This window comes from Flaviflexus salsibiostraticola, assembly GCF_003952265.1.
In the GTDB taxonomy this organism is placed as follows: domain Bacteria; phylum Actinomycetota; class Actinomycetes; order Actinomycetales; family Actinomycetaceae; genus Flaviflexus; species Flaviflexus salsibiostraticola.
Map to the genome: position 1 here is coordinate 1,467,202 of NZ_CP034438.1, position 20,680 is coordinate 1,487,881.

General features: G+C 63.7%; 17 protein-coding genes. 2 read left to right on the forward strand and 15 right to left on the reverse strand.

The window, feature by feature from the left end; all coding sequences use genetic code 11:
* The first annotated feature begins 41 nt into the window (after positions 1–41).
* Complete coding sequence (locus tag EJO69_RS06775; protein ID WP_245993531.1) at positions 42–965, forward strand: alpha/beta hydrolase; 924 nt, start codon at positions 42–44, stop codon at positions 963–965.
* Here EJO69_RS06775 and EJO69_RS06780 read toward each other — a convergent pair whose 3' ends face one another.
* The 12 genes from EJO69_RS06780 to EJO69_RS06835 all read right to left on the reverse strand — a co-directional run bounded on the left by EJO69_RS06780 (position 966) and on the right by EJO69_RS06835 (position 14,775).
* Positions 966–2,306, reverse strand: a complete 1,341-nt coding sequence (locus EJO69_RS06780) for a DUF4357 domain-containing protein (RefSeq protein ID WP_126040454.1) — start codon at positions 2,304–2,306, stop codon at positions 966–968. It abuts the gene before it with no gap.
* A 147-nt stretch (positions 2,307–2,453) separates the two neighbouring features.
* A complete protein-coding gene (locus EJO69_RS06785; protein WP_126040456.1) occupies positions 2,454–5,300 on the reverse strand; it encodes an FAD-binding and (Fe-S)-binding domain-containing protein in 2,847 nt (948 codons plus the stop codon).
* Positions 5,301–5,340: 40 nt separating this feature from the next.
* On the reverse strand, positions 5,341–5,565 hold the full coding sequence (locus EJO69_RS06790; RefSeq protein WP_126040458.1) for a hypothetical protein: 225 nt from the start codon (positions 5,563–5,565) through the stop codon (positions 5,341–5,343).
* Positions 5,562–7,568, reverse strand: a complete 2,007-nt coding sequence (feoB, locus tag EJO69_RS06795; RefSeq protein WP_126040460.1) for a ferrous iron transport protein B — start codon at positions 7,566–7,568, stop codon at positions 5,562–5,564. Before feoB ends, EJO69_RS06790 begins: the two co-directional genes overlap by 4 nt.
* The gene (locus tag EJO69_RS06800; protein ID WP_126040462.1) at positions 7,565–7,813 is read right to left on the reverse strand and encodes a FeoA family protein; all 249 of its coding nucleotides are present in this window, start codon (positions 7,811–7,813) and stop codon (positions 7,565–7,567) included. The genes feoB and EJO69_RS06800 overlap by 4 nt, the downstream gene beginning before the upstream one ends.
* A 179-nt stretch (positions 7,814–7,992) precedes the next feature.
* Entirely contained in the window at positions 7,993–9,093 is a 1,101-nt protein-coding gene (locus EJO69_RS06805; RefSeq protein WP_126040463.1) for a sugar kinase, read from the reverse strand.
* Between the two features lie 3 nt (positions 9,094–9,096).
* The gene (gene eda, locus EJO69_RS06810; RefSeq protein WP_126040465.1) at positions 9,097–9,732 is read right to left on the reverse strand and encodes a bifunctional 4-hydroxy-2-oxoglutarate aldolase/2-dehydro-3-deoxy-phosphogluconate aldolase; all 636 of its coding nucleotides are present in this window, start codon (positions 9,730–9,732) and stop codon (positions 9,097–9,099) included.
* 26 nt (positions 9,733–9,758) lie between these two features.
* Positions 9,759–10,715 (reverse strand): sugar kinase, encoded by a 957-nt coding sequence (locus EJO69_RS06815; protein ID WP_164519893.1) that lies wholly within the window; start codon positions 10,713–10,715, stop codon positions 9,759–9,761.
* A gap of 86 nt (positions 10,716–10,801) precedes the next feature.
* Positions 10,802–11,410: a bifunctional 4-hydroxy-2-oxoglutarate aldolase/2-dehydro-3-deoxy-phosphogluconate aldolase gene (locus EJO69_RS06820; protein WP_126040470.1), complete on the reverse strand. Its 609-nt coding sequence runs from the start codon at positions 11,408–11,410 to the stop codon at positions 10,802–10,804.
* Complete coding sequence (locus tag EJO69_RS06825; protein WP_126040472.1) at positions 11,407–13,071, reverse strand: tripartite tricarboxylate transporter permease; 1,665 nt, start codon at positions 13,069–13,071, stop codon at positions 11,407–11,409. Before EJO69_RS06825 ends, EJO69_RS06820 begins: the two co-directional genes overlap by 4 nt.
* Before the next feature lies 1 nt (position 13,072).
* Entirely contained in the window at positions 13,073–13,606 is a 534-nt protein-coding gene (locus tag EJO69_RS06830) for a tripartite tricarboxylate transporter TctB family protein (RefSeq protein ID WP_164519894.1), read from the reverse strand.
* A 128-nt stretch (positions 13,607–13,734) separates the two neighbouring features.
* Complete coding sequence (locus tag EJO69_RS06835) at positions 13,735–14,775, reverse strand: tripartite tricarboxylate transporter substrate binding protein (RefSeq protein WP_126040476.1); 1,041 nt, start codon at positions 14,773–14,775, stop codon at positions 13,735–13,737.
* A 152-nt stretch (positions 14,776–14,927) separates the two neighbouring features.
* On the opposite strand from EJO69_RS06835, the gene EJO69_RS06840 reads away from it, so the two are divergent.
* Positions 14,928–15,872, forward strand: coding sequence for a LysR family transcriptional regulator (locus tag EJO69_RS06840; protein ID WP_164519895.1), 945 nt, complete (start codon positions 14,928–14,930; stop codon positions 15,870–15,872).
* Here EJO69_RS06840 and EJO69_RS06845 read toward each other — a convergent pair.
* From EJO69_RS06845 to ppdK, 3 genes are all read right to left on the reverse strand, one after another.
* Positions 15,869–16,855, reverse strand: a complete 987-nt coding sequence (locus EJO69_RS06845) for an IS481 family transposase (RefSeq protein ID WP_126037620.1) — start codon at positions 16,853–16,855, stop codon at positions 15,869–15,871. The genes EJO69_RS06840 and EJO69_RS06845 overlap by 4 nt on opposite strands.
* Positions 16,856–17,070: 215 nt before the next feature.
* Complete coding sequence (locus EJO69_RS06850) at positions 17,071–17,526, reverse strand: ribose-5-phosphate isomerase (RefSeq protein WP_126040480.1); 456 nt, start codon at positions 17,524–17,526, stop codon at positions 17,071–17,073.
* A gap of 268 nt (positions 17,527–17,794) precedes the next feature.
* Positions 17,795–20,512, reverse strand: a complete 2,718-nt coding sequence (gene ppdK, locus EJO69_RS06855) for a pyruvate, phosphate dikinase (protein ID WP_126040482.1) — start codon at positions 20,510–20,512, stop codon at positions 17,795–17,797.
* Positions 20,513–20,680 lie beyond the last annotated feature (168 nt).

Consider the following 20,680-nt stretch of genomic DNA (forward strand, 5'->3'; position numbering starts at 1 on the left):
ATGACGATGAGGGGGCGGTCGTCACCACGATCGTCCGGCACGTGCCCGCCGAGGACCCGCATGCCAGGCCGGCGACGCCGACGGCGCCGACGTTCGCGATGCTCGCGATCCACGGCTGGAACGACTACTTCTACCAGGCCGAGCTCGCCCGCGTGATCTCCGCGGCGGGCGGCGCCTTCTATGCGATCGACCTGCGCAAGTATGGCCGGTCCCAGCGGGAGCATCAGTCCCCCGGCTTCATCACGTCCCTCTCGGACTATGACGAGGACATCCACGCCGCCCGCGACATCATCCACGAGGCGCATGGCTGGAGCATCCCCCTCGTCCTCTACGGGCACTCCACCGGCGGCCTCACGGCCGCCCTGTGGGCGGACCGGCACCCGGGAGCCCTGTCCGGGCTCCTCCTCAACGCTCCGTGGCTCGAGTTCCAGGGCGCCACGCTCGTCCGGCAGCTCGGCACTCCCCTGCTCGACTCCCTCGCGAAGTTCTCCCCCGACGCGATCCTGCCGGTCCCCGACACCGGCTTCTACCAGCGCTCGCTCACCGGATGGCGGGACGAGGCGGAGCTCATCGACGATGATGGAGACCCATTCACGACGGGTTGGGACTTCAACCATGAGTGGCGGCGCTCCCCCTCGACCCCGGTCCGGGCCGGCTGGCTCAGCGCCATCCTCCAGGGCCACAGCCTCGTATCGAAGGGGCTCGACATCTCCTGCCCCACGTTCGTCATCACGTCGAACAGGACGATCTTCTCCGACAAGTGGTCGCCGAACATGAGGGCGGCGGATACTGTGCTCGATGTCGAGCAGATCTGGCGGCGCGTGCCCTCCCTTGGCCGGGTCACGACGCTGGTTCGCCTCGAGGGCGCCATCCACGACGTCACCCTGTCACGGGCCCCGGTCCGCAGTCAGGCCTTTGGGGAGATGAGAAGGTGGCTGCGCGCCTACGTGCAGCCACCCCGCTGATCAGAAGCGCAGCTCTCCGAGCCTGCGTCCCTCGCGGGTGCGCCAGTTCTTCCACCCGTCCATCTCCCGGCCTGCGACGGCGCTCGCCGCGGCGTCGGGATCGGTGAACCGTTCCCCGTTCTCGAGGACAATCTCTCCCGAGGCGTCGAGAACCGCCGCTGCATTGATCCTGCGGCGAAGAGACTTGAAGGTCAACGACTGTTCGCCGTGGCGGGCCACGATCTTCTGGAGCTCGGTCTCGCGCACGGGCCACGCAACGGAGCCGCGCTCGTCGGCGCCCTCAAGGGTCCGACCATCACCACTGAAGCCGACCGAGTGGAACGTGAACTCCTCGCGCACCGCACGGGCGTCCCGGCGGCGGGAGGCGGGCCGTCCGAGCGAGTCCGCGAAGATCGCCTCCTCGCTGAGGACCGCACGCGCACGGACACTATCGCCGTCGTCGTCTGACTCCGAGAGAGCCGGGCCGTCGGCGACAGCATCATCGGTCGAGGAGTCCTCTGCGACAGCGGAGTCATCGGGCTCGGCGGAATCAGGCTCGGAATACTCGGGCTGGGAGTCGTCGAGTGGTGTCTCGGTTTCTGCGTCGGACGAGTCGTCGCCCGGGCTCACCACGTCGTCATCGGATGACGACGCACTCTCGGGGGCCTCGTCGTCTGTCGCGGTGAAGGGCTGGCGTGCTGGGATGGCGACGTCGCCTCGGCTGACGAAGACGACACCGTCGGGCTCGGAGTCAGTCTCGACGTCGGCTGCCGTGTCGGGGGACTCGGAGGACGACAGGGAGGGCATCTCCCCGCTGTCGGCCGTCGGGGCATCACCCGTCTCGGAGGTGGGCGCGGTCAGTTCCCCGCGGCGGACGGCCTGGCCGATCGCGAGGAAGGAGGCCTCGTGCGGCCGGACCTGCTCGAGCGAGACGAGGATGCCGGAGCGGGACTCGTGGAGATCGATTCGGTGGACTTCGATGCTGGCCCCGACGAGCGTGTCGAGAGCGGCCCTCACCTCATCGGCGACGTTGACGGCGAGGATGATGAGGCGCGGGTGGTCCTCCATCCCCGTCGGGCACGAGTCCTGGAACTCCTGCCAGTCCTTGCGGAAGGCCGCGACACCGCGCGGGTAGAGGCCGGAGAGTGCACCGCTCGGAATCTCCTCGTGGCGCGAGGCGCGGGCGAGGGAGGCCATGAGAATCGAGGCATCGAGATCCTCGACGACATCGATGGTCACCGTCTTGCTGGACGGGTCGAGCGCGACGAGCGACGTGTGCCGACCCGGTCCCCTGCTCGTCTCCGTCAGCCAGGCGACGGGAAAGACGGGCCGGTAGATGAGCTCGACCACCTGATCGCGCACCGCCATGAGGGTCTCGCGGACAATTTCTTCACTGTGTGTGAGAGAAGATCGTGCCGGGCTCAGCCGACCGTTATCCAGCGAGAAGACGGGCATACGTCACCTTTTCTTGGGCCAAGAATGTTCAGGAGGGACAGCCTCCAGGGTACATCAGCTTCCCTCCCCATCGGGGGAGAGCAGAGTCGCAATGTGGATCCCGTCCCTGCCCGCGAGGCTCTCAGCCTGTGTTCGACACGAGAATCCGTCCGCAAGGAACACCGCGTCCGGGTTCCCCCGAAGGGCCGGCATAAGGGCATTCTCCGCGACCTGGCGGGAGATCTCCGCATGCCCCTTCTCCATACCGAAATTCCCGGCCATGCCGCAGCAGCCGGCCAGCTCGACAACCTCGGCGCCGGTGCGGGCGAGCAGTTCGGCGTCCGTGCGCCATCCCATGACCGAGTAGTGGTGGCAGTGCGGCTGGGCGACGATCGTCGTCCCGGACAGGTCCGGCAGAGTGAGCTTCTCCGGGCCAAGGGGGGCCGGGGCGAGAAGGAGCTCGGCGAGGGTGTACGTGTTCTCGGCGACGATGCGGCTGCGCGGATCATCGGCGAGCAGCTCCGGAAGATCGTCGCGGAGGACCGCCGTGCACGAGGGCTCGACGCCGACGATGGGGATGCCGTTCTTGGCGAACGGCGCGAGCTCACTCAGCAGCTCGGTCAGCTGGGCGCGGGCCCCATCGAGCTGGCCCGTCGTGATCCACGTCAGCCCGCAGCACACGGGCTTCTTCGGGACGAGCACGGTGTAGCCGGCGCCCTCGAGGACCTTGACCATGTGCTTCGCACCCTCGGTGTCGAGCGTCTCCGAGAAGGAGTCCGCCCACAGCATGACGTACCTACTGTGCTTCTTCTTCGCGGTGCTCGCCAGCCCCCTCTTCTTCGCCCAGCGGGAGAAGCGTTCGGTGGCGAGGGCGGGCATGGTCCGCTCGGCGTCCACTCCCGCGACGGTGAAGACAGCCCGCTTGATCGGGTCAACCCGCATGACACGGTTCGCGATCGCGGCGATGGGGGGAAGGATGGTTGCGAGGCTCGTCCAGCGCGGCAGCTGACCCAGCAGGTAGTGGAGCTTCGGCCGGATCTTCCCCTTGTGGGCGCGGTAGAGCACCTCGGACTTGTAGCGGGCAACATCGACGCCGCTTGGGCAGTCCCGCGAGCAGGCCTTGCAGGCCAGGCACAGATCGAGCGATTCGATGACCTCGTCGGAGCCCCAGTCGGCAATGAGGCGGCCGTTGGCGACCTCTTCGAGGATGCGGGCGCGGCCGCGGGTCACGTCCTTCTCATCCTTCGTCGCCTTGAAGGAGGGGCACATGAAGCCGCCGGGGATGTCGGCGCGGCAGGCGCCGACGCCCGTGCACCGGTGGACCGCCGTCGCGAAGTCCCCGCCGTCCTCGGAATAGGCGAACCCGCCCCCCTTGACCCCGCCGCCGGTCAACGGCCGGGCGTAGGGCCTGCGAAGGTTCGCATCGAGCGGATCCGGGTCGACGATGATGCCGGGGTTGAGGGACCTGGCCGGGTCGAACAGGTTCTTCACCTGCGCGAAGAGCCCCATCATCTCCGGGCTGTACATCCGCTCGAGCAGCTCGGACCGGGCACGGCCGTCGCCGTGCTCGCCCGACAGCGAGCCGCCGTACGAAACGACGAGGTCCGCCGTGTCCTCGAGGAAGGCCCGTGTCTTCGGGACTCCGCTCGTGTCCGACAGCGGCATGTCGATTCGGACGTGGACGCAGCCATCGCCGAAGTGGCCGTAGAGGATGCCGTCGACGTCATGGCGGGCCATGACCGCGGTCATGTCACGCAGGTACTCGCCGAGCCGCTCGGGCGGGACGGCGGAGTCCTCCCAGCCCGGCCACGCCTCGCGCCCGCGCGGCGAACGCCCGCCGAGACCGGCGCCATCGGCGCGGATCTTCCACAGCGCCTGCGCCTCGGGGCCCTGGGGCGCGATCCTGTACGAGTCTGTTCCTGCAGCCGCGAGCACCGCCTGGATCCGGTCGGCGACGATCTCGTCGGATTCGCCCTCGAAGGCGCCGACCTCGACCATGAGCCATCCCCCGCCGTCCGGCAACGCCGGGACCCCGCCGCGGGCGCGCTCGACGATGTCGACGAGACGCCTGTCGAGACCCTCGACCGCGAGCGGCCTGAGGGGAAGGATGCGGGGAACGGCGTCGGCCGCACGGATCATGTCCTCATAGCCGAGGACGAGGAGGGTGGCGCCGGACGCGATCGGAACGAGGGAGACCTCGGCTTCGAGCACGGTTGCGAGAGTGCCCTCGCTGCCGACAAGGAGCTTGGCCAGGTCCCGTCCCCGCTCGGGGAGGAGGTGCTCGAGCGAGTACCCCGACACCTGCCGGGAGAACCTGCCGGAGTGGGTGCGGATGAGGGCGAGGTTCGCGTCGATGAGTTCGCTGAGGCCGGCGACCTGCGTGCCCTTCTCGGCCGTGCACTGCCGCCCCAGGCCATCGACGACGTCGAGGCTCACGATATTGTCGGAGGTCTTGCCCCATGCGACCGCGTGCGGACCGCACGCGTTGTTGCCGATCATGCCGCCGATCGTGGCCCTGTTCGAGGTCGACGGGTCCGGACCGAACCGCAGCCCGTGGAGGGCCGCCTCCTTCTGGAGGGTGGTGAGGACGGTGCCCGGCTGGACGCGTGCCGTGCGGGCCTCCGGGTCGATCGAGATGACGCGATCGAGATGCCGGGACAGGTCGAGGACAAGGCCGGTGCCGATCGAGTTGCCGGCGACGGACGTGCCGCCGCCGCGCACAGTGAGCGGCATGCCCTCCTCGCGGGCGAAGCTCTGCGCCGCGACGATGTCCTCGGATGAGCGCGGGAAAGCCACGATCTGGGGCACGACACGATAGTTCGACGCGTCCGTCGAGTACTCGGCACGGCGTCGCGTCCCGCTCTCAACCTCGCCGTCGAGAAGCCCCGAAAGCCTGTCTGCCACTGTCGCGATCGTCGTCATGGCCTAAGTGTGTCACAGGAGAAACGGCCAGTACCGGGCACTACATCCTGCGGACAGCGATGAGCGGACATCCCCGACATCCGACCGGCACGGCGGCCTTCTCGTCGAGTGCGGCGCAGGCGCTGCGGCAGCGATCATCGACCAGGCCGAGACGCTCACGGTGATCGATGGCGATGCGGACGAGCTCAGGGTCCACCATGGCGGTCCGGGCGACCGACGCGACGCTCCCGCCCCGCGTCAGCGCACTCAGCACCCGCGATTTCACAGCAGCGCCCCGATCTGGAAGACGGCGACGGCGAGCAACCAGGCAAGGACGAGCTGGACCCCGAACGCGCCCACCGTCATCTTCGTTCCGAGGATCCGGCGCTGCTCGGCGAGGGTCGCGACGCAGGGTGTGTACGCGAGGACGAAGACGAGGAAGGCGAGGGCGGCGGCTCCACCGTGGCCGCCGGAGGATTCATCGAAGTCGGCCCGAAGGCGCGCTCCGAGATCTGATCCTTCAGCATCGTCATAGGAGTTCTCAGCAGGCTCGTCGACCTGGTAGGACTGCGACAGCGCCGCCACGACAGTCTCTTTGGCGACGAAGCCCGTCATGAGGGCGGCCGAGGCGTGCCAGTCGTCGAAGCCCGCGGGGGCGAAGACTGGTGCCACGGTCTCGGCGATCTCGGCGTAGAGCGAGTCCGCGACCGGCACATCGCCAATGCTGTGGTCGCCCGAGACGGGGATCGCCATGAGGCCCCACATGAGGGTGAGCATGACGATGATTGTCACGCCCGCACCCTTGAGGAAGGCGAAGGCCCTGCGTGCCGCCGAGCCGGCGACCGTGAGCACCCGCGGCTTCTGGTAGGCGGGCAGGATGAGGAGAAGGGGGTCCGTGCTCGAATCGTCCTTGAAGATCACCTTGAGCAGCAGTCCGCCGGCGATGACGAGGAGGACAGAGGCGACATACATACCGAATACGACCGTGCCGGCGTGGTCCGGGAAGAAGGTGGCGGCGATGAGGATGTAGACCGTCAGCCGCGCCGCGCAGGAGGTGAGCGGGATGAGGAGCGCCGTCACCGTTCGGTGAGCCGAGTTGGGGAGAGCCTTTGTCGCCGCTAGCGCAGGCACGTTGCATCCGAAACCGACAATGAGGGGAAGTACGGCCCGTCCGTCCAGACCGATCGCCCGCATGAGTCTGTCGGCCAGCAGTGCGGCCCGGGCGAGATAACCCGAATCTTCGAGCAGGGCGAGCGCGAAGAACATGATGAACATGAGCGGAACGAATGAGAAGACGACGCCCGCACCGGCCAGCACGCCGTCGATGAGAAGGGATTCGACCCAGGTCTCCCCAAGTCCGACGGCTCCCGTGATCGCGAGCGCCGCGGTTGTCAGCGGCCCGCCGACGAATCCCTCCGTCCAGTCCATGACCGGCGCGACGACGCTCGTCGTCAGTTCGAACAGTCCCCACAGCACCGCGAGGAGGGCGGCGACTCCGGCGATCGGGTGGAGGAGCACGCGGTCGACGCGGTCCGAGAACGTCGTCTCAACTCGGGGGCTCGAGGCGCCGAGCCGGGAGGTGACAACTTCGACCCAGGTGAAGACGTCATCGGCATCGGCCAGAAGCTCGGCAAGTGTGGCGGCATCCGATGGCGTTGCGGTCGACAGCGAGCAGCATTCTCCTCCGTCGGCGCACGTGCACGCCTTCGCGTCGGGACCAAGCAGGCGGGGTTCGATCTGGAGGCCGGTTCGGATCGCCGCCGTCAGGTCGTCCAGACCCTCGCCCTGGCGGGGGTTGATCTCGACGACGGGGACACCGAGGACTCCCCCCATCGCCGCCGCGTCGACCTCGACACCTTCGCTCCGCGCAACGTCGACCATCGACAGCGCCACAACGACGGGGTGGCCGGCCTTGGACAGCTGGCCGAGCAGGTAGAGCGAGCGTGAGAGCGCGGTGGCGTCGAGCACGGCGACGACCAGGTCCGGTGCATGACCCTCGATGCCGCCGACGAGAAGGTCGGTCACGACCTTCTCGTCGGCCGAGCGCGCGAGGAGGGAATAGGTACCGGGCGAGTCGATGACGGTCAGGGGCTGTCCGTCGATGCTCCATCCACCCGTCGTCAGGTCGACGGTCGTGCCCGGCGCGTTGCGGATCTCCTGCCGCGCGCCGGTGAGCCGGTTGAAGAGGGTCGACTTGCCGACGTTGGGGTTGCCGACAAGAAGAACTGAGGGGCTTCCGACGATCGTCGCGACGCGGGAGTCTCCAGGCTCGCAGTGAGAGCAGCTCATGACATGCTCCTCGGCATGGGGACGCCCTCGAGGGGCTCTACGAGGATGTGGGAGGCTGATGCTCGGTCGAGGGCGAGCCGAGTGCCGGCCACATCGACCACGGTCCCGCCGAACAGCGTGCGCTGGGTGATGCGAACGACGGAACCGGGACGCAGCCCCAACTCCCGTGCGCGGAGGCGATCGGCTGAGATCCCCAGCGAGACGACTCGGGCCTGCTGGCGCAGCGGCCATGAACTGAGCTTCATACCTCAATGTTAGGTATGGCTAACCAACGTTGTGAGGGACCTTAGTCAGGCTTTTCCTGTGACTAATAACCTTGCCCGGTAGACTCGCGACAGAGACTCGCCCGACATCCGGCACCATGACGCCAGCAGTCATATGCTGGGCCCGCTCGCGCCTCGCTGTGGTTCTTTGAATGACGGAACTAACGCCGGACCCGGGCAGACCCTCCTTCTGCGAGTCGAAGAACTTCTTCTCTTGTCGCCATTGAGGTATCTCCAGGTGTGGTCATCGCGAGCGCGCCATGCGCCGCTCCGTATTCGACTGCCTTCGCGATCGGCTCCCCTTCGAGCAGCCCGTAAATCAGACCTGAAGCAAACGAATCCCCACCACCGACGCGGTCGAAGATCTCCATATCGGGTCGGTGAATCGACTCGACGAGACCGTCATCTTTGGACCATGCAACCGCACCCCAGTCGTTCCTCGAGGCCGACCTCACAGAACGCATAGTCGTTCCGACGGCTTTAAAATTGGGGAACTGCTCCGTCGCGTTCTCAATCATGCGATGGAAGGAATCGACTTCAAGCGAAGTGAGAGCATCGTCAACTCCCTCGATTTCGAGACCCAGACAAGCCGTGAAGTCCTCCTCATTGCCGATCATGACATCGATGTAGGGCGCGATCGCGCGGTTGACCTCCTGGGCGCGTTGGATACCACCAATCGAGCGCCAAAGCGACGGTCGATAGTTGAGGTCGTACGACACCACGGTGCCATGCCTGCGAGCGGCTTGGACCGCTTCGAGGACAACATCCGCCGTACTCTCCGATAGTGCGGCGTAGATGCCGCCCGTGTGGAACCAGCGAGCACCGAGTTCTCCGAACACGTGCTCCCAGTCGATATCTCCGACTTTGAGCTGTGAGGCGGCGGTGTGACCTCGGTCTGAGACTCCAACCGCGCCCCGCACACCGAATCCACGCTCGGTGAAGTTCAGACCATTGCGGCTCTGTCTGCCGATGCCGTCATCTTCGACCCACTTGATGAGTGACGTGTCCACGCCACCCTGATACACGAAATCCTCGATGAGTCGACCGACTCCGTTATCCACAAGTGCGGTGACGATGGCGGAGCGCTTCCTGAAACACCGATGCAGGCCTCGCGCGACGTTGTACTCACCTCCGCCCTCCCAAGCCATAAATGTGCGAGCAGTGTGCACACGAGCATCACCGGGGTCGAGCCGGAGCATGACCTCTCCGAGTGACACGATGTCATAGGCAACGCGGTCGGCCGGCCGCAATTCAAAAGGCATTGTTCAGTCCTTCCGTAGGGAATTCGCAAGGGACACTGCATCGCGGCAGAGCCCCTCAATGGTCGTGAAGTCACCCTCGGCAATCGCTCGCTGCGGAACCATCCACGAACCACCGACGGCAAGCACCTGAGAGAGTGACAGGTATTCGTGAAGGTTTCGCTCCGAGATCCCGCCTGTCGGCATGAAACGCAGCTGGCCAAATGGGCCGCTGTACGCTTTGATGGCTGCCGCCCCACCGTTCGCTTCGGCGGGGAAGAACTTGACCACCGACAGCCCGCGGCTGATTGCAGCCGTCATCTCCGTTGCTGATGTTGCCCCAGGAAATACTCGGACACCGCGCCCCTGACAGTATTCGACAACATCGTCGGCAAGGCCTGGCGACACGATGAACTCTGCTCCCGCCTCCAGTGCCTGCTCTGCCTGGGCGACTGAGAGCACGGTTCCGGCGCCCACCACCATCTCTGAATTCTGAGACATTGCACGGATCGCATCGGGGGCGGCGGCAGTCCGGAATGTCACCTCAGCAACTGGAAGTTCGCCCGCCACCATCGCGTCCGCGAGTCTCGCCGCGTTGGCGGCATCGTCGATGACGACGACTGGTACAAGTTTTGCTCGGGCAAAGATCTCTTCGACCTGCATGGAAACTCCTCTGGTCAATGGATACCTCAACGTTCGACGCTTCCGCTGCGGACTGCGTCCTGAGCTCTGGATTCGAGTGTGGTCAGCTCTCTCCGTGTCGGGAGACCTTCCCAGTCGCCGTCGATGCCGACAATGATTCCGCCCAGTGTGTGAGCTCTCTTGAGACGCTGCTCGACAGCCCGTCCCTCGATCCATGCCGACAGGTAGCCTGCAACAAATGCGTCACCCGCTCCGATGGGGTCGACTGCCTGGACGACGTCATTGGGCACCGCGCTGACGCCGTCCGCAGTCAGAGCTCTTGCCAAGTGGGATGACTTCCAGACAACCTCTCTTACACCCATGCCGGACATCTTCTCCAAAGCCAGCGATGGGTCACCTTCTCCGGTGACGACCTCAAACTCGTCCGTCCCACCGAATACGATGTCAGCCTGGCGTGCCAGATCTGACAGAACGGGCCGCGCCGCCTCGACATCCCACAGTCTCCGCCGGAAGTTGATATCGAAGGAGACAACGATGCCCCTCTCCCTGGCTTCACGGACGGCCTCGGTGACTGTGGCGCGAGCGATGTCACCGAGTGCGGGGGTGATGCCTGTGACGTGTAGAAGCTTGGGCTGTTCAGCCAACGCATTCGTTACCTGCTCAGCTGAGAAGATCCTGCCGGCCGATCCGGAACGATGGTAGTCAACGCGTTTCGTTTCGAGGCTGACTCTCCTGGATACGAGAAGTCCCGTCGGTTCCGATCGCATGACGACATGGTCAACACCGACGTTCTCTCCACGGAGAGTCTTGAGGATTCCTTCACCGAAAGTGTCCTGTCCCAGACTGCCGACCCACTGGACCTGATGACCAAGCCGAGCTAGAGCGATGGATACGTTCGCCTCCGCCCCAGCGAGTGACGGGGTGACCGTTGTTCCGACTCCGAATTGCCCCGAGAATCGCAGGGTTCCCATCACTTCACCCAAGGTGACAACATCAGGGCTCATTGTTCTCCTCATAACTAGCTGATCGTCCAGGGCGTTCGTCAGCTTCTGTTCACGATCGCCGCATGGCCGTATTGGACGCCGCTCTTTCAATCGCTCTGTCCGGCATCCCATGCATCAACGAAAGCTCGTGCACGATCGGAGATCGTGGTCCAGTCGCCCGCAAGTACGACAGGCTCAGACACAAGCGCTGAGCCGACCCCAACACCGGCACATCCCAATCGTGAATAGATTTCGGTCTCGTCGATGCCCACGCCGCCCGTTGGCAGGAGCGGGATATCCGGCATCGGGTCTTTGATTGCTTTGATGTAGGCGGGTCCCCCGACGGATCCCGCTGGGAACACCTTCACTGCTCTGACCGCCGGATGACGAAAAACGGACTCGATTTCGGTAGGGCTCAACGCGCCAGGATAGACGGGAATGCCCATCTCATCGGCAGCTTCAAGTACATCCATGTCAGTTGTCGGAGTGACGAAGAACTTCGCACCAGCCTCACCGGCTGCTCGGGCTCCACCCCCCGTCCGCACAGTCCCAGCACCGACGGTGACGGTCGTGTCAGATGCCCAGCGCTCGATGAACTCAAGTGACCCCGGCGTCGGAAGCGTCACCTCAACGTTGCTGACACCGCCTTCTCGGAGCGCCACCATCAATTCATCGGGCGGGCTCATTGAGCGAAGACGGATAATCGCGACGATCATTGCCCTGGCCTCTCGTCCTCTGTCTTAATGGATTCCGAATCAGAGTCATCACGAGAGCGATGGCTCGGGCTTCCGGAGGTGCGAAGGCTGACAGATTCGTCCCCAGACTGCCCAGTCTCTCCAGCGTCGGCGTCGAGAGAGTTGGACTCATCCTCCTGGCGACCGCGACCATTCCGCATCCTGGCGAGCGTGCTCGACATGAGTGGGAAAAGGAGGAGCAGAACTGTCAGCACGATAAGAACCGCGGAGATCGGCCGGTTGAAGAACTGGGTGAAGTCCCAATTCGTCTTGATGACCGACGACATGAAGTTGCGTTCGACGATCGGGCCGAGGACAATGCCGAGCACAACCGGTGCGAGTGGTATTCCGAATCGCTCAAAGACGACACCGAGAATGCCGAAGACGAGGACGATGAGAATTTCGAGGTAGCCGTTGTTGATGGCATAGGCACCGACGACCGAAACAGCGACGATTGATGCCATGAGAACCGGGCGGGGGATGCGCAGTATCGAGGTCGCGCCTTTTATGAGTGCGAAACCGAGGGGAAGCAGGAGAAGATTCGCGATGATGAAGATTATGTAGATCGCGAACAGAGTCGAGGTGTCCCCCGTGAAGAGCGCGGGGCCAGGTTCAACGCCCTTAACCACGAGCACGCCGATGAGAATCGCTGTAATCGTGTCACCTGGAATTCCGAACGCAAGCGTCGGAACGAAGGCAGAGCCAAGAGCAGCGTTGTTGGCCGACGCCGATCCCGCAATAGGCTCATAGGAGCCCCTTCCGTACGCACCTCTCTTCTTAGAGGTATTCTTCGCGACCGCGTACGAAATCCACGCCGCGATGTCCGCGCCAGCGCCGGGCAGTACACCCACCGCCGCACCGACTCCAGCACCCTGCGCGACCTTGCCCTTGTTCTTCGCAACCTGGGAGAAGGACTCCCGCACCATTCCCTTTGTCTCGACCCGGGGTATGCGCTGCACTTTGGAGGCTCGCGACGTCACATTTCGCAGGACTTCCGACAGGCCGAAGAGGCCGATCATTGCGGGAATGAAGTCGATACCGCGGTACAGCTCCTCCATCCCGAACGTGAATCGTGGCTGGCCAAGAGTGACGTCGAGTCCGACGGTCGATATGAGGAGACCGAAGAGGAGCGCGATCGCGCCTTTGACTTGTGTGCCGCGCGAGATGATGACGGCCGCAGTGAGCCCGAGCACCGCCACCCAGAAGTATTCGAACGACGAGAATTGCATGGCGAAGCGGCCAAGAACCTGCGCAAGGAAGATGAGAACAATCGAGCCGATGAGCCCGCCGATGACGGAGGCGATGAGCGAAACACCCAGTGCGATTGCACCCTTGCCATTCTTCGTCAACGCATACGCGTCTTCCACATAGGCCGCCGAGGATGGCGTCCCCGGCATTCGCAGGAGAGCACCCGGGACGTCGCCCGCGAAGATCGCCATGGCAGCCATAGCGATGATCGCACCGATCGCAGGCACCGGGTCCATGAAGAAGGTGAACGGGATGAGGAGCGCCGCGCCGAGCGTCGCCGTCAAGCCCGGTATTGCACCAACGACTAGGCCGAATATGCCCGCAAGAGCTACGACGACAATATTGGAGGGCTCTGAGAATACGAGTTCGAGAGCGCCGAGGACGCTGTCCATCATGTCAGAACCCCAGGATTCCGTCGGGGAGCTGCACGAGCAGCCCCTTTTCGAAGCCGAGATACATCACTGCTGTCACGACCGAGGCGAAGACCGCTGTGCGCCAGACCTTCTCCCGCAGACTCAGCATGATGCTCGAGAGAACGAGGAACAAAGTGATGATGAAACCGAGTGTGTCGGCAAGAAGCAGATAGGCGACGATACCGCCGACGACCACCATTCCGTTGAATAGAAGTCGAGCAGGAGCCTCGTCGAGGATGGCGTATGAGCGGCCCTCCGACGCGTCCACCAAGCCAGCTTCGTCTGCGGCAACGTCTTCGTCGATGACTACGACATCCTCGTCCTCATGTTTGGGCACGCCTCCTCGGATCCCCTGGAATAGCAGTACAGCGCCGAACACGACGAACAGCCAGCCAATGAGGGAAGGGAAAAGGCCGGGCCCCATCTGACCCGTGTTGAGTGTCTTCATCCCTGAGGCGTAGACGATCACTGCGATGCCACCTCCAACACAGATGGCGGCGAGGACAATGTCAGCCACGGAGCGCTGCCTTGTTGTCGCTGGGTTTTCTGTTACGCGTGAAATGGGAACCCCTCCTCATCCTCTTAAAGTTCGGGTGGTGCAGTACTCGCAGAAGCCACTGCACCACCCGTTCGAAGTCGTTTCGACTAGTCGGTCAGACCCGCTTCGCCCATGATCTCGCCCATCGACGCATCATAATCAGCCATGAACTGCGTGAAGTCGTCGGTTCCCCTGTAAATGATGGAGAAACCTGTCGCCGACATAACCTCTTCGAATGCCTCGCCCTTGACGATATCTGCGATATAGCAATCGAGTTCTTCGACGATCTTCTCGTCAGTACCTGATGGAACGACGATGCCTCGCCACGTGCCTCCGACGTAGTCATTGTCCGAGTCCTTCAGGAGCGGAACTTCGGGGTAGTTGGCATCCGGCTCATCGGCCATGATTGCGAGTGTTTTGACCTCGCCGGCCTCGAGCATGGTCCGAACCTCACCGATCGATGATGTCACGATGAAATCGACGCCACCGGAGACAAGTTCCTGCAGTGCGGGAGCTGCGCCATCGGACGGAACCCAGACGACTGAGTCGGTCGGCAGGTCGGATCCCATCAGCATGCCCAGCATTGCGAGGTGGCCGATTCCGCCTTGAGCGGTGCCGGAGGACGTGAGCTCGCCGGGGTTCTCCTCGATGTAAGCGAGAAGGTCATCGACGGTCTCGAACTCGGAATCGGCGGAAACCGTGACGGCTGCCTGATCCGCATTGACCTGTGAAACAGCCTGGAGGTCCTCAGCGTTCAGGTCAGTCAAGCCCTGCCAATGCATCATTCCTATCTCTGCGGTCACAAGACCCATCGACCTACCATTGTTGTCTGCATCGGCCATCGCCGAGTGACCGACGACGCCACCACCACCGGTGCGGTTCACAACGTTCACCTGTACGCCGAGCGCGTCAGACAGCTCGTTTCCCAGAGAACGGGCCACCTGATCCGTACCGCCGCCTGCTGACCAGGGGACGATCAGCTCAATTGGGCCGCTGGGATAATCGGGGGCAACATCGCAGACGTGCGCGCCGTCTTCAGCTCCTGCATCAGCCGTCGCGTCGTCAGCATCGTCACTACAGGCCGCGAGTCCCATTGAAATTGCGACCAGAGCCACAAGGCTCGCCGACCTAGCTTTTGGAAATTGCATAAAGCATTCCTTTCATTCCACATCATTGTGTTCAGTGGCCCTCAGTTTTCCACAGTATTAAAGCCATTTTCTAGGAGTACCTGTTCAGGTTCGCGATAGCATGTATTTGATTTGCAAATAACGGTGCAATGCTCGGCGGGAAGGAAATGGCCATGTCGAAGCTCCATAGAACGGACTGGCTCGAAACCTTCGTCGCAGTCGCGGACCACCTGTCGTTCTCCAGGGCGGCGTACTCGCTTCATTGCAGCCAGTCGCGCGTGAGTGTGCATGTTTCGGAGCTCGAGAAGATAGTTGGACACAGACTCATCGATCGCTCTCGCCATCCCATTGAACTGACGGATGCTGGAGTGATCTTCCTCGACCACGCACGGAGGATTATCAGAGACATTGACGGCGCCGTCGCAGAGCTTGAACAGCTGAACGATACCGTCCGGGGACGATTCACCGTAGGTACCGTCCCTTCGATCTCCGCTATGTTCCTCCCTCATGTGCTCCGCAGGATGAAGGAGCTTCATCCCCTAGTTCGAGTCGATGTCACTGAGCGGACCACGGAGGAGCTTCTCGGCAACCTGCTGGATGGAACCGTTGACATTGCCATACGCTGTGACAGCTCGGTGTCGGCGAGTGAGGGTAGCTCCGTCGAACCTCTCTGGGGTGAGCCGATCGTCGCTGTCTTCCCGATCGATCATCTGATGGCCGGGACGACGGCGAGTGTCCGACCTGATGAGCTCAACAAATACGAGCTCGGGACGACGGGAGCCCCGGGGATCGGAATCGACACTGACATGCGGGCGCGTTTCGAGAGATGGGGCATTGAGGCCCCTCAAGCGAACTATTTCACCGAGCAGCCACAGACTCTGCTCAACATGGCGAAGGCCGGCATTCTCACGCCCGTCATCAACCTCTTGGCGTTCGAGTCGTGCAATAACGAGGGGCTGGTATATCGCGTGATCAACGACGAACTTGCCGCTAGGAGGGTCTTTCTCCAGTGGAATCCGGCACGCGCCTTCACACCTGCGGTTTCCGCGTTTATTGATGTCATGTACTCATTGCCGAAGCCCCATGGCACCGTACCCATCACCCACTCCGACCTCTAGCTGTACTGTCCGGGGAGGTTGGTTAAGCGGGTGATTGGGGCGAGCCTGTCGCAGGCTGTGTGGGGTCGGTGATGATTATAGTGATGCAGCCATCCTGGTAGGGCGTCTCGTCGCTCGGTTTCTGAGGTGTAGCAGCGGGCGTAGCCCCACCCGTCTGCCAGGGTGCGGTGGAAGCGCTCGATCTTCCCGTTGGTCTGGGGTCGGTACGGGCGGGTCCGTTTTGCTGTGATCTTCAGCCTGGCGCAGGTTTCGCGCCATAATATCGAGCGGTAGGCCGGACCGTTGTCGGAGAGCACTCTTTCGACGGTGACGCCTCGGGTGTTGAACCAGGCTGTGGCCCGCTCCAACACCCCGACGGCAGTGAGAGCGGTTTCATCATTGTGGACTTCGGCGTAGGCGACGCGAGAGTAGTCATCGATGACGGTGTGGACGAAGGCGTGGCCCATCTTCGGGTTGTGGTGGTGGTTGCGGGCCTTGTCCGGCGTTGCTATGCGGTTGCGGCCTCCCTGTTGGCGACCGACGAAGCGCCAGCCGCCGCCGTCGGGGATGTTGCCGAGCTTTTTCACATCGACGTGAATCATCGAGCCGGGGTGGGGGTGTTCATAGCGGCGCACCGGCTCCCCGGTGGCGCGGTCTACGTGAGCGAGTCTGTTCAGTCGGCAGTGGCGCAGGATCTGATGAACGGTCGAGGGTGCCAGCCCGACCCGGACGGCCAGCTGGACCGGTCCTTCCCGTAGCCGCAGCCGCAGGCTCACGATTCGTCTTCTGATCTTCAACGGGGTCTGGTGGGGCGAGGTCTTCGGGCGAGAGGAACGGTCCTGCATGGACTCACCAGACCTGTAGCGGTCGGCCCAGCGTTTGACCGTCGGCCAGGAGCATTGGAACCGAGCCGCGACCTCGGCAATCGGCACCTGCTGGTCGACGACGAGCCGGGCGACGGTCAAACGGGCGCGAGGGGTCAGGGCTGCATTAGCGTGGGACATACGGAGGGCCTTCCTCGGAGTGCTGGTTTCGCAACTCCCACTCAATCGCGGAAGGCCCTCTCTTCACGTCACAAGTCAGCGCGTGTCATCGCACTGCCTCAACCAACCTGTCCGGTCAGTACATCTAGCAGTGCATAGTCCCCGACATCCACAAGTCGATGAAAGGCCCGAGCCATGGCTCGGGCCTTTCATCAATAGATCTCGGAGAGGAACTTTCAGTCCTCTTCGTAGGAGCACATCGCGTCGACCTTCGCCTTGGAGGGCGAGGACTCGTCGAACTCGTAGTTGAGGAACTCCTTCGCGAGCCTGCGGGCAAGCTCCTTGCCGATGACGCGTTCGCCCAGGCACAGGACCTGTGCGTTGTTCGACAGGACGAGGCGCTCGACCGAGTACGAGTCGTGCGCGGTCGAGGCGCGGATGCCCTTGACCTTGTTGGCGGACATCGCCACACCCATGCCGGTGCCGCAGATGAAGATGCCGCGGTCAGCCTTGCCCTCGGCGATCATGCGCGCTGCGTTGACCGCGACGTGCGGGTAGTCGACGTCCTCGCCCTGCTTGACGCCGGCGTCGATGACTTCGTCGACACGGGGGTCCGCCTCGAGATCAGCCTTGATCGCATCCTTGTAGTTCACACCGGCGATATCACCGGCGACGACAACTCGAAAACCCATGTTCTCTTCCTTTCGATTGTGACGCCACCAGGTGGGAAACGGTTCGCACCGGTCCCCTCGCCAGGAGGCCTCGTGTCCTCTGCACCCAGAAAGCGGAGCCTTCTCGATTGCTATAGACAAGTCTAGTCCCTCCCTCAGGGGAGAGGTCCACCGTTCATCAGGTGGCACAGCGCTCACAGCCCACAACCAGCCAGTGGCCGGTGATTCTGCCGTCGGCCATGAGTGGAGGCGGCTCTGACGAGCCGCCCCCAGATCGTTGTTCAGCCGCTCACGCCGTCGTCTGAGCCTCGTTCGAGACCGCTGCGCGGCCGGCTTCGAGCCGTGCGACCGGGACCCGGAACGGAGAGCAGGAGACGTAGTCGAGCCCGACCTCGTGGAAGAAGTGGATCGACTGCGGATCGCCGCCGTGCTCACCGCAGACGCCGACCTTGATGTCCGGCTTGACCGAGCGGGCGTTCCTCATGCCAATGGCGACGAGCTTGCCGACACCGCGGACATCGATCGACTCGAACGGCGAGACTCCGAAGACACCGAGGTCGAAGTACTCGTTGAAGAACTCCGCCTCAACATCGTCACGAGAGAAGCCCCATGCCGTCTGCGTGAGGTCGTTCGTTCCGAAGGAGAAGAAGTCCGACTCCTCCGTCAGCGAGTCAGCGGTGATCGCCGCACGGGGCAGCTCAATCATGGCGCCGATCTCGATGTCGAGCGTGACGCCGCGACTCTTCTCGATCTCGGCGATGATCTCCTCCGCATCCCCACGGATGATCTGAAGCTCGCGCACGGAGCCGACGAGCGGAACCATGATCTCAGGCTTCGGATCGCCGCCCTGCTCGATGAGGTCGGCCGCCGCTTCGGCGATGGCAGTGATCTGCATCGCGAACAGGCCGCGGATCTTCAGGCCCAGACGGACACCGCGCAGGCCCAGCATGGGGTTCTGCTCGTGCATCTCGCGCACAGCCTTGAACAGCTTGCGCTCCTTGTCGGGCACGTTCTCGCCAAGCGCCTCCTTGACCGCGATCCGCACAGACAGGTCGGTGAGATCCGGCAGGAACTCGTGCAGCGGCGGGTCGACGAGGCGGATCGTGGTCGGCAGGCCGTCCATCGCCCGCAGGATCTCGACGAAGTCACCCTTCTGCAGGGGGCCGAGCACGTCGAATGCGGCCTGCTGCTCCTCCTCGTTCTCGGCGAGGATGACCTGCTCGATGAGCTGGCGGCGATCGCCGAGGAACATGTGCTCGGTGCGGCACAGGCCGATGCCCGTGGCGCCGAACTTGCGGGCACGGATCACGTCCTCCGGCGCTTCCGCGTTCGCGCGGACCGTCAGCCGCGCACGGCTGTCGGCATGCTGGAGGAGCAGGTCGACCGAGGCGACGAGGTCCTTCGTCGGCTCATCCTGCGCGGCCGCCAGGCCTGCTTCGAGACCCTCCTCGATGTAGATCGAGACGGGGGAGGGCACGACAGGAACATCGCCCTTGTAGACGTAGCCCGAGGTGCCATCGATCGCGATGATATCGCCGGCCTTGAGGATGACATCCGATCCACGGATCGTCACCGTCTGGGAGGACTCATCGACATAGAGCTCCTCCGCGCCGACAACGCAGCAGCGACCCATGCCGCGTGCGACGACGGCGGCGTGGGAGGTCTTGCCGCCGCGGGCGGTGAGGATGCCGCTGGCGACGACCATGCCCTCGAGGTCGTCCGGGTTGGTCTCACGGCGGACGAGGATGACATCCGCACCCGCGTTCGTGCGCTCGACGGCCTGGGCATTGTTGAAGACGATCTCGCCCACCGAGGCGCCCGGGGAGGCCGCCATGCCCTTCGTCAGCGTGACCTTGTCGGCCTCATCATCGAACTGGGGGAACAGGAGCTGGGTGAGCTGCTCGCCGTTGACGCGGCCGATCGCCTCGTCGCGGGTGATGAGGCGCTCGTCGACGAGCTGGCGGGCGATGCGGAAGGCCGCCGAGGCGGTCCGCTTGCCCACGCGGGTCTGAAGCAGCCAGAGCTTCCCCTCCTCAACCGTGAACTCGATGTCACACATGTCGCGGTAGTGCGTCTCGAGCACGCGGAGGTTCTCCATGAGCTCGTCGTAGGACTTCCTGTCGAGCTCCGCGAGCGCGTCGAGCGAGAGGGTGTTGCGGATGCCGGCGACGACGTCCTCACCCTGGGCGTTGACGAGGTAGTCGCCATAGACGCCGGTGTGGCCGGTGGATGGGTCACGGGTGAAGCACACGCCCGTTCCGGACCTGTCGCCCATGTTGCCGAACACCATGGCCTGCACGTTGACGGCGGTGCCGAGGTCGTGGGGGATGCGCTCGCGACGGCGGTAGATCTTCGCGCGATCCGTGTTCCACGACCGGAAGACGGCCTCGATCGCCGCGTCCATCTGCTCGCGGGGGTCCTGCGGGAACGGCGCGCCGGTCTCGCGCTCGACGATCTGCTTGTAGTCGTCGACGAGATCCTTGAGCGCATCGACGTCGAGCTCCGTGTCGAGTGTGAGGCCACGCTTGTCCTTCGCAGCCTCAAGGGCGTCCGAGAAGTGGTCACCCTCGATATCCTGAACCGTCTTGCCGAACATCTGGATGAGGCGGCGGTAGGAATCCCACGCGAAGCGGGGGTTGCCCGACCTCGTGGCCAGCCCCTCGACGGTGTCGTCGTTGAGTCCAATGTTGAGGACAGTCTCCATCATGCCGGGCATCGAGAACTTGGCGCCCGACCGGACGGACAGAAGGAGCGGGTTCACCGGGTCGCCGAGCCTCTTGCCCATCTCAGATTCCATCTGTCGCAGGGCCGTTGTCACCTGCACCTCGAGCGTCTCGGGAGCAGCACCCTTCGCGAGATAGGCACGGCATGCCTCGGTTGTAATCGTGAATCCCGGGGGGACCGGGATACCCAGCTTCATCATCTCGGCAAGGTTGGCTCCCTTGCCTCCGAGAAGATCCTTCTGGTCTTTATCACCTTCGGTGAAGGCAAAGACATATGTCGTCATCAGTATCCTCCATTGGACCTGTCCGTATTGTGTATTACGCCACGATTTACGGTAACACCAAGGTCCCACCTGGGCCGAGACTTTGGTCCCCGACTCGGCGACCCCTCACGGACGCTCCCGATCGTGACATCCGCTACATACGAGCACTAGAGTGAAGCCATACCGTTC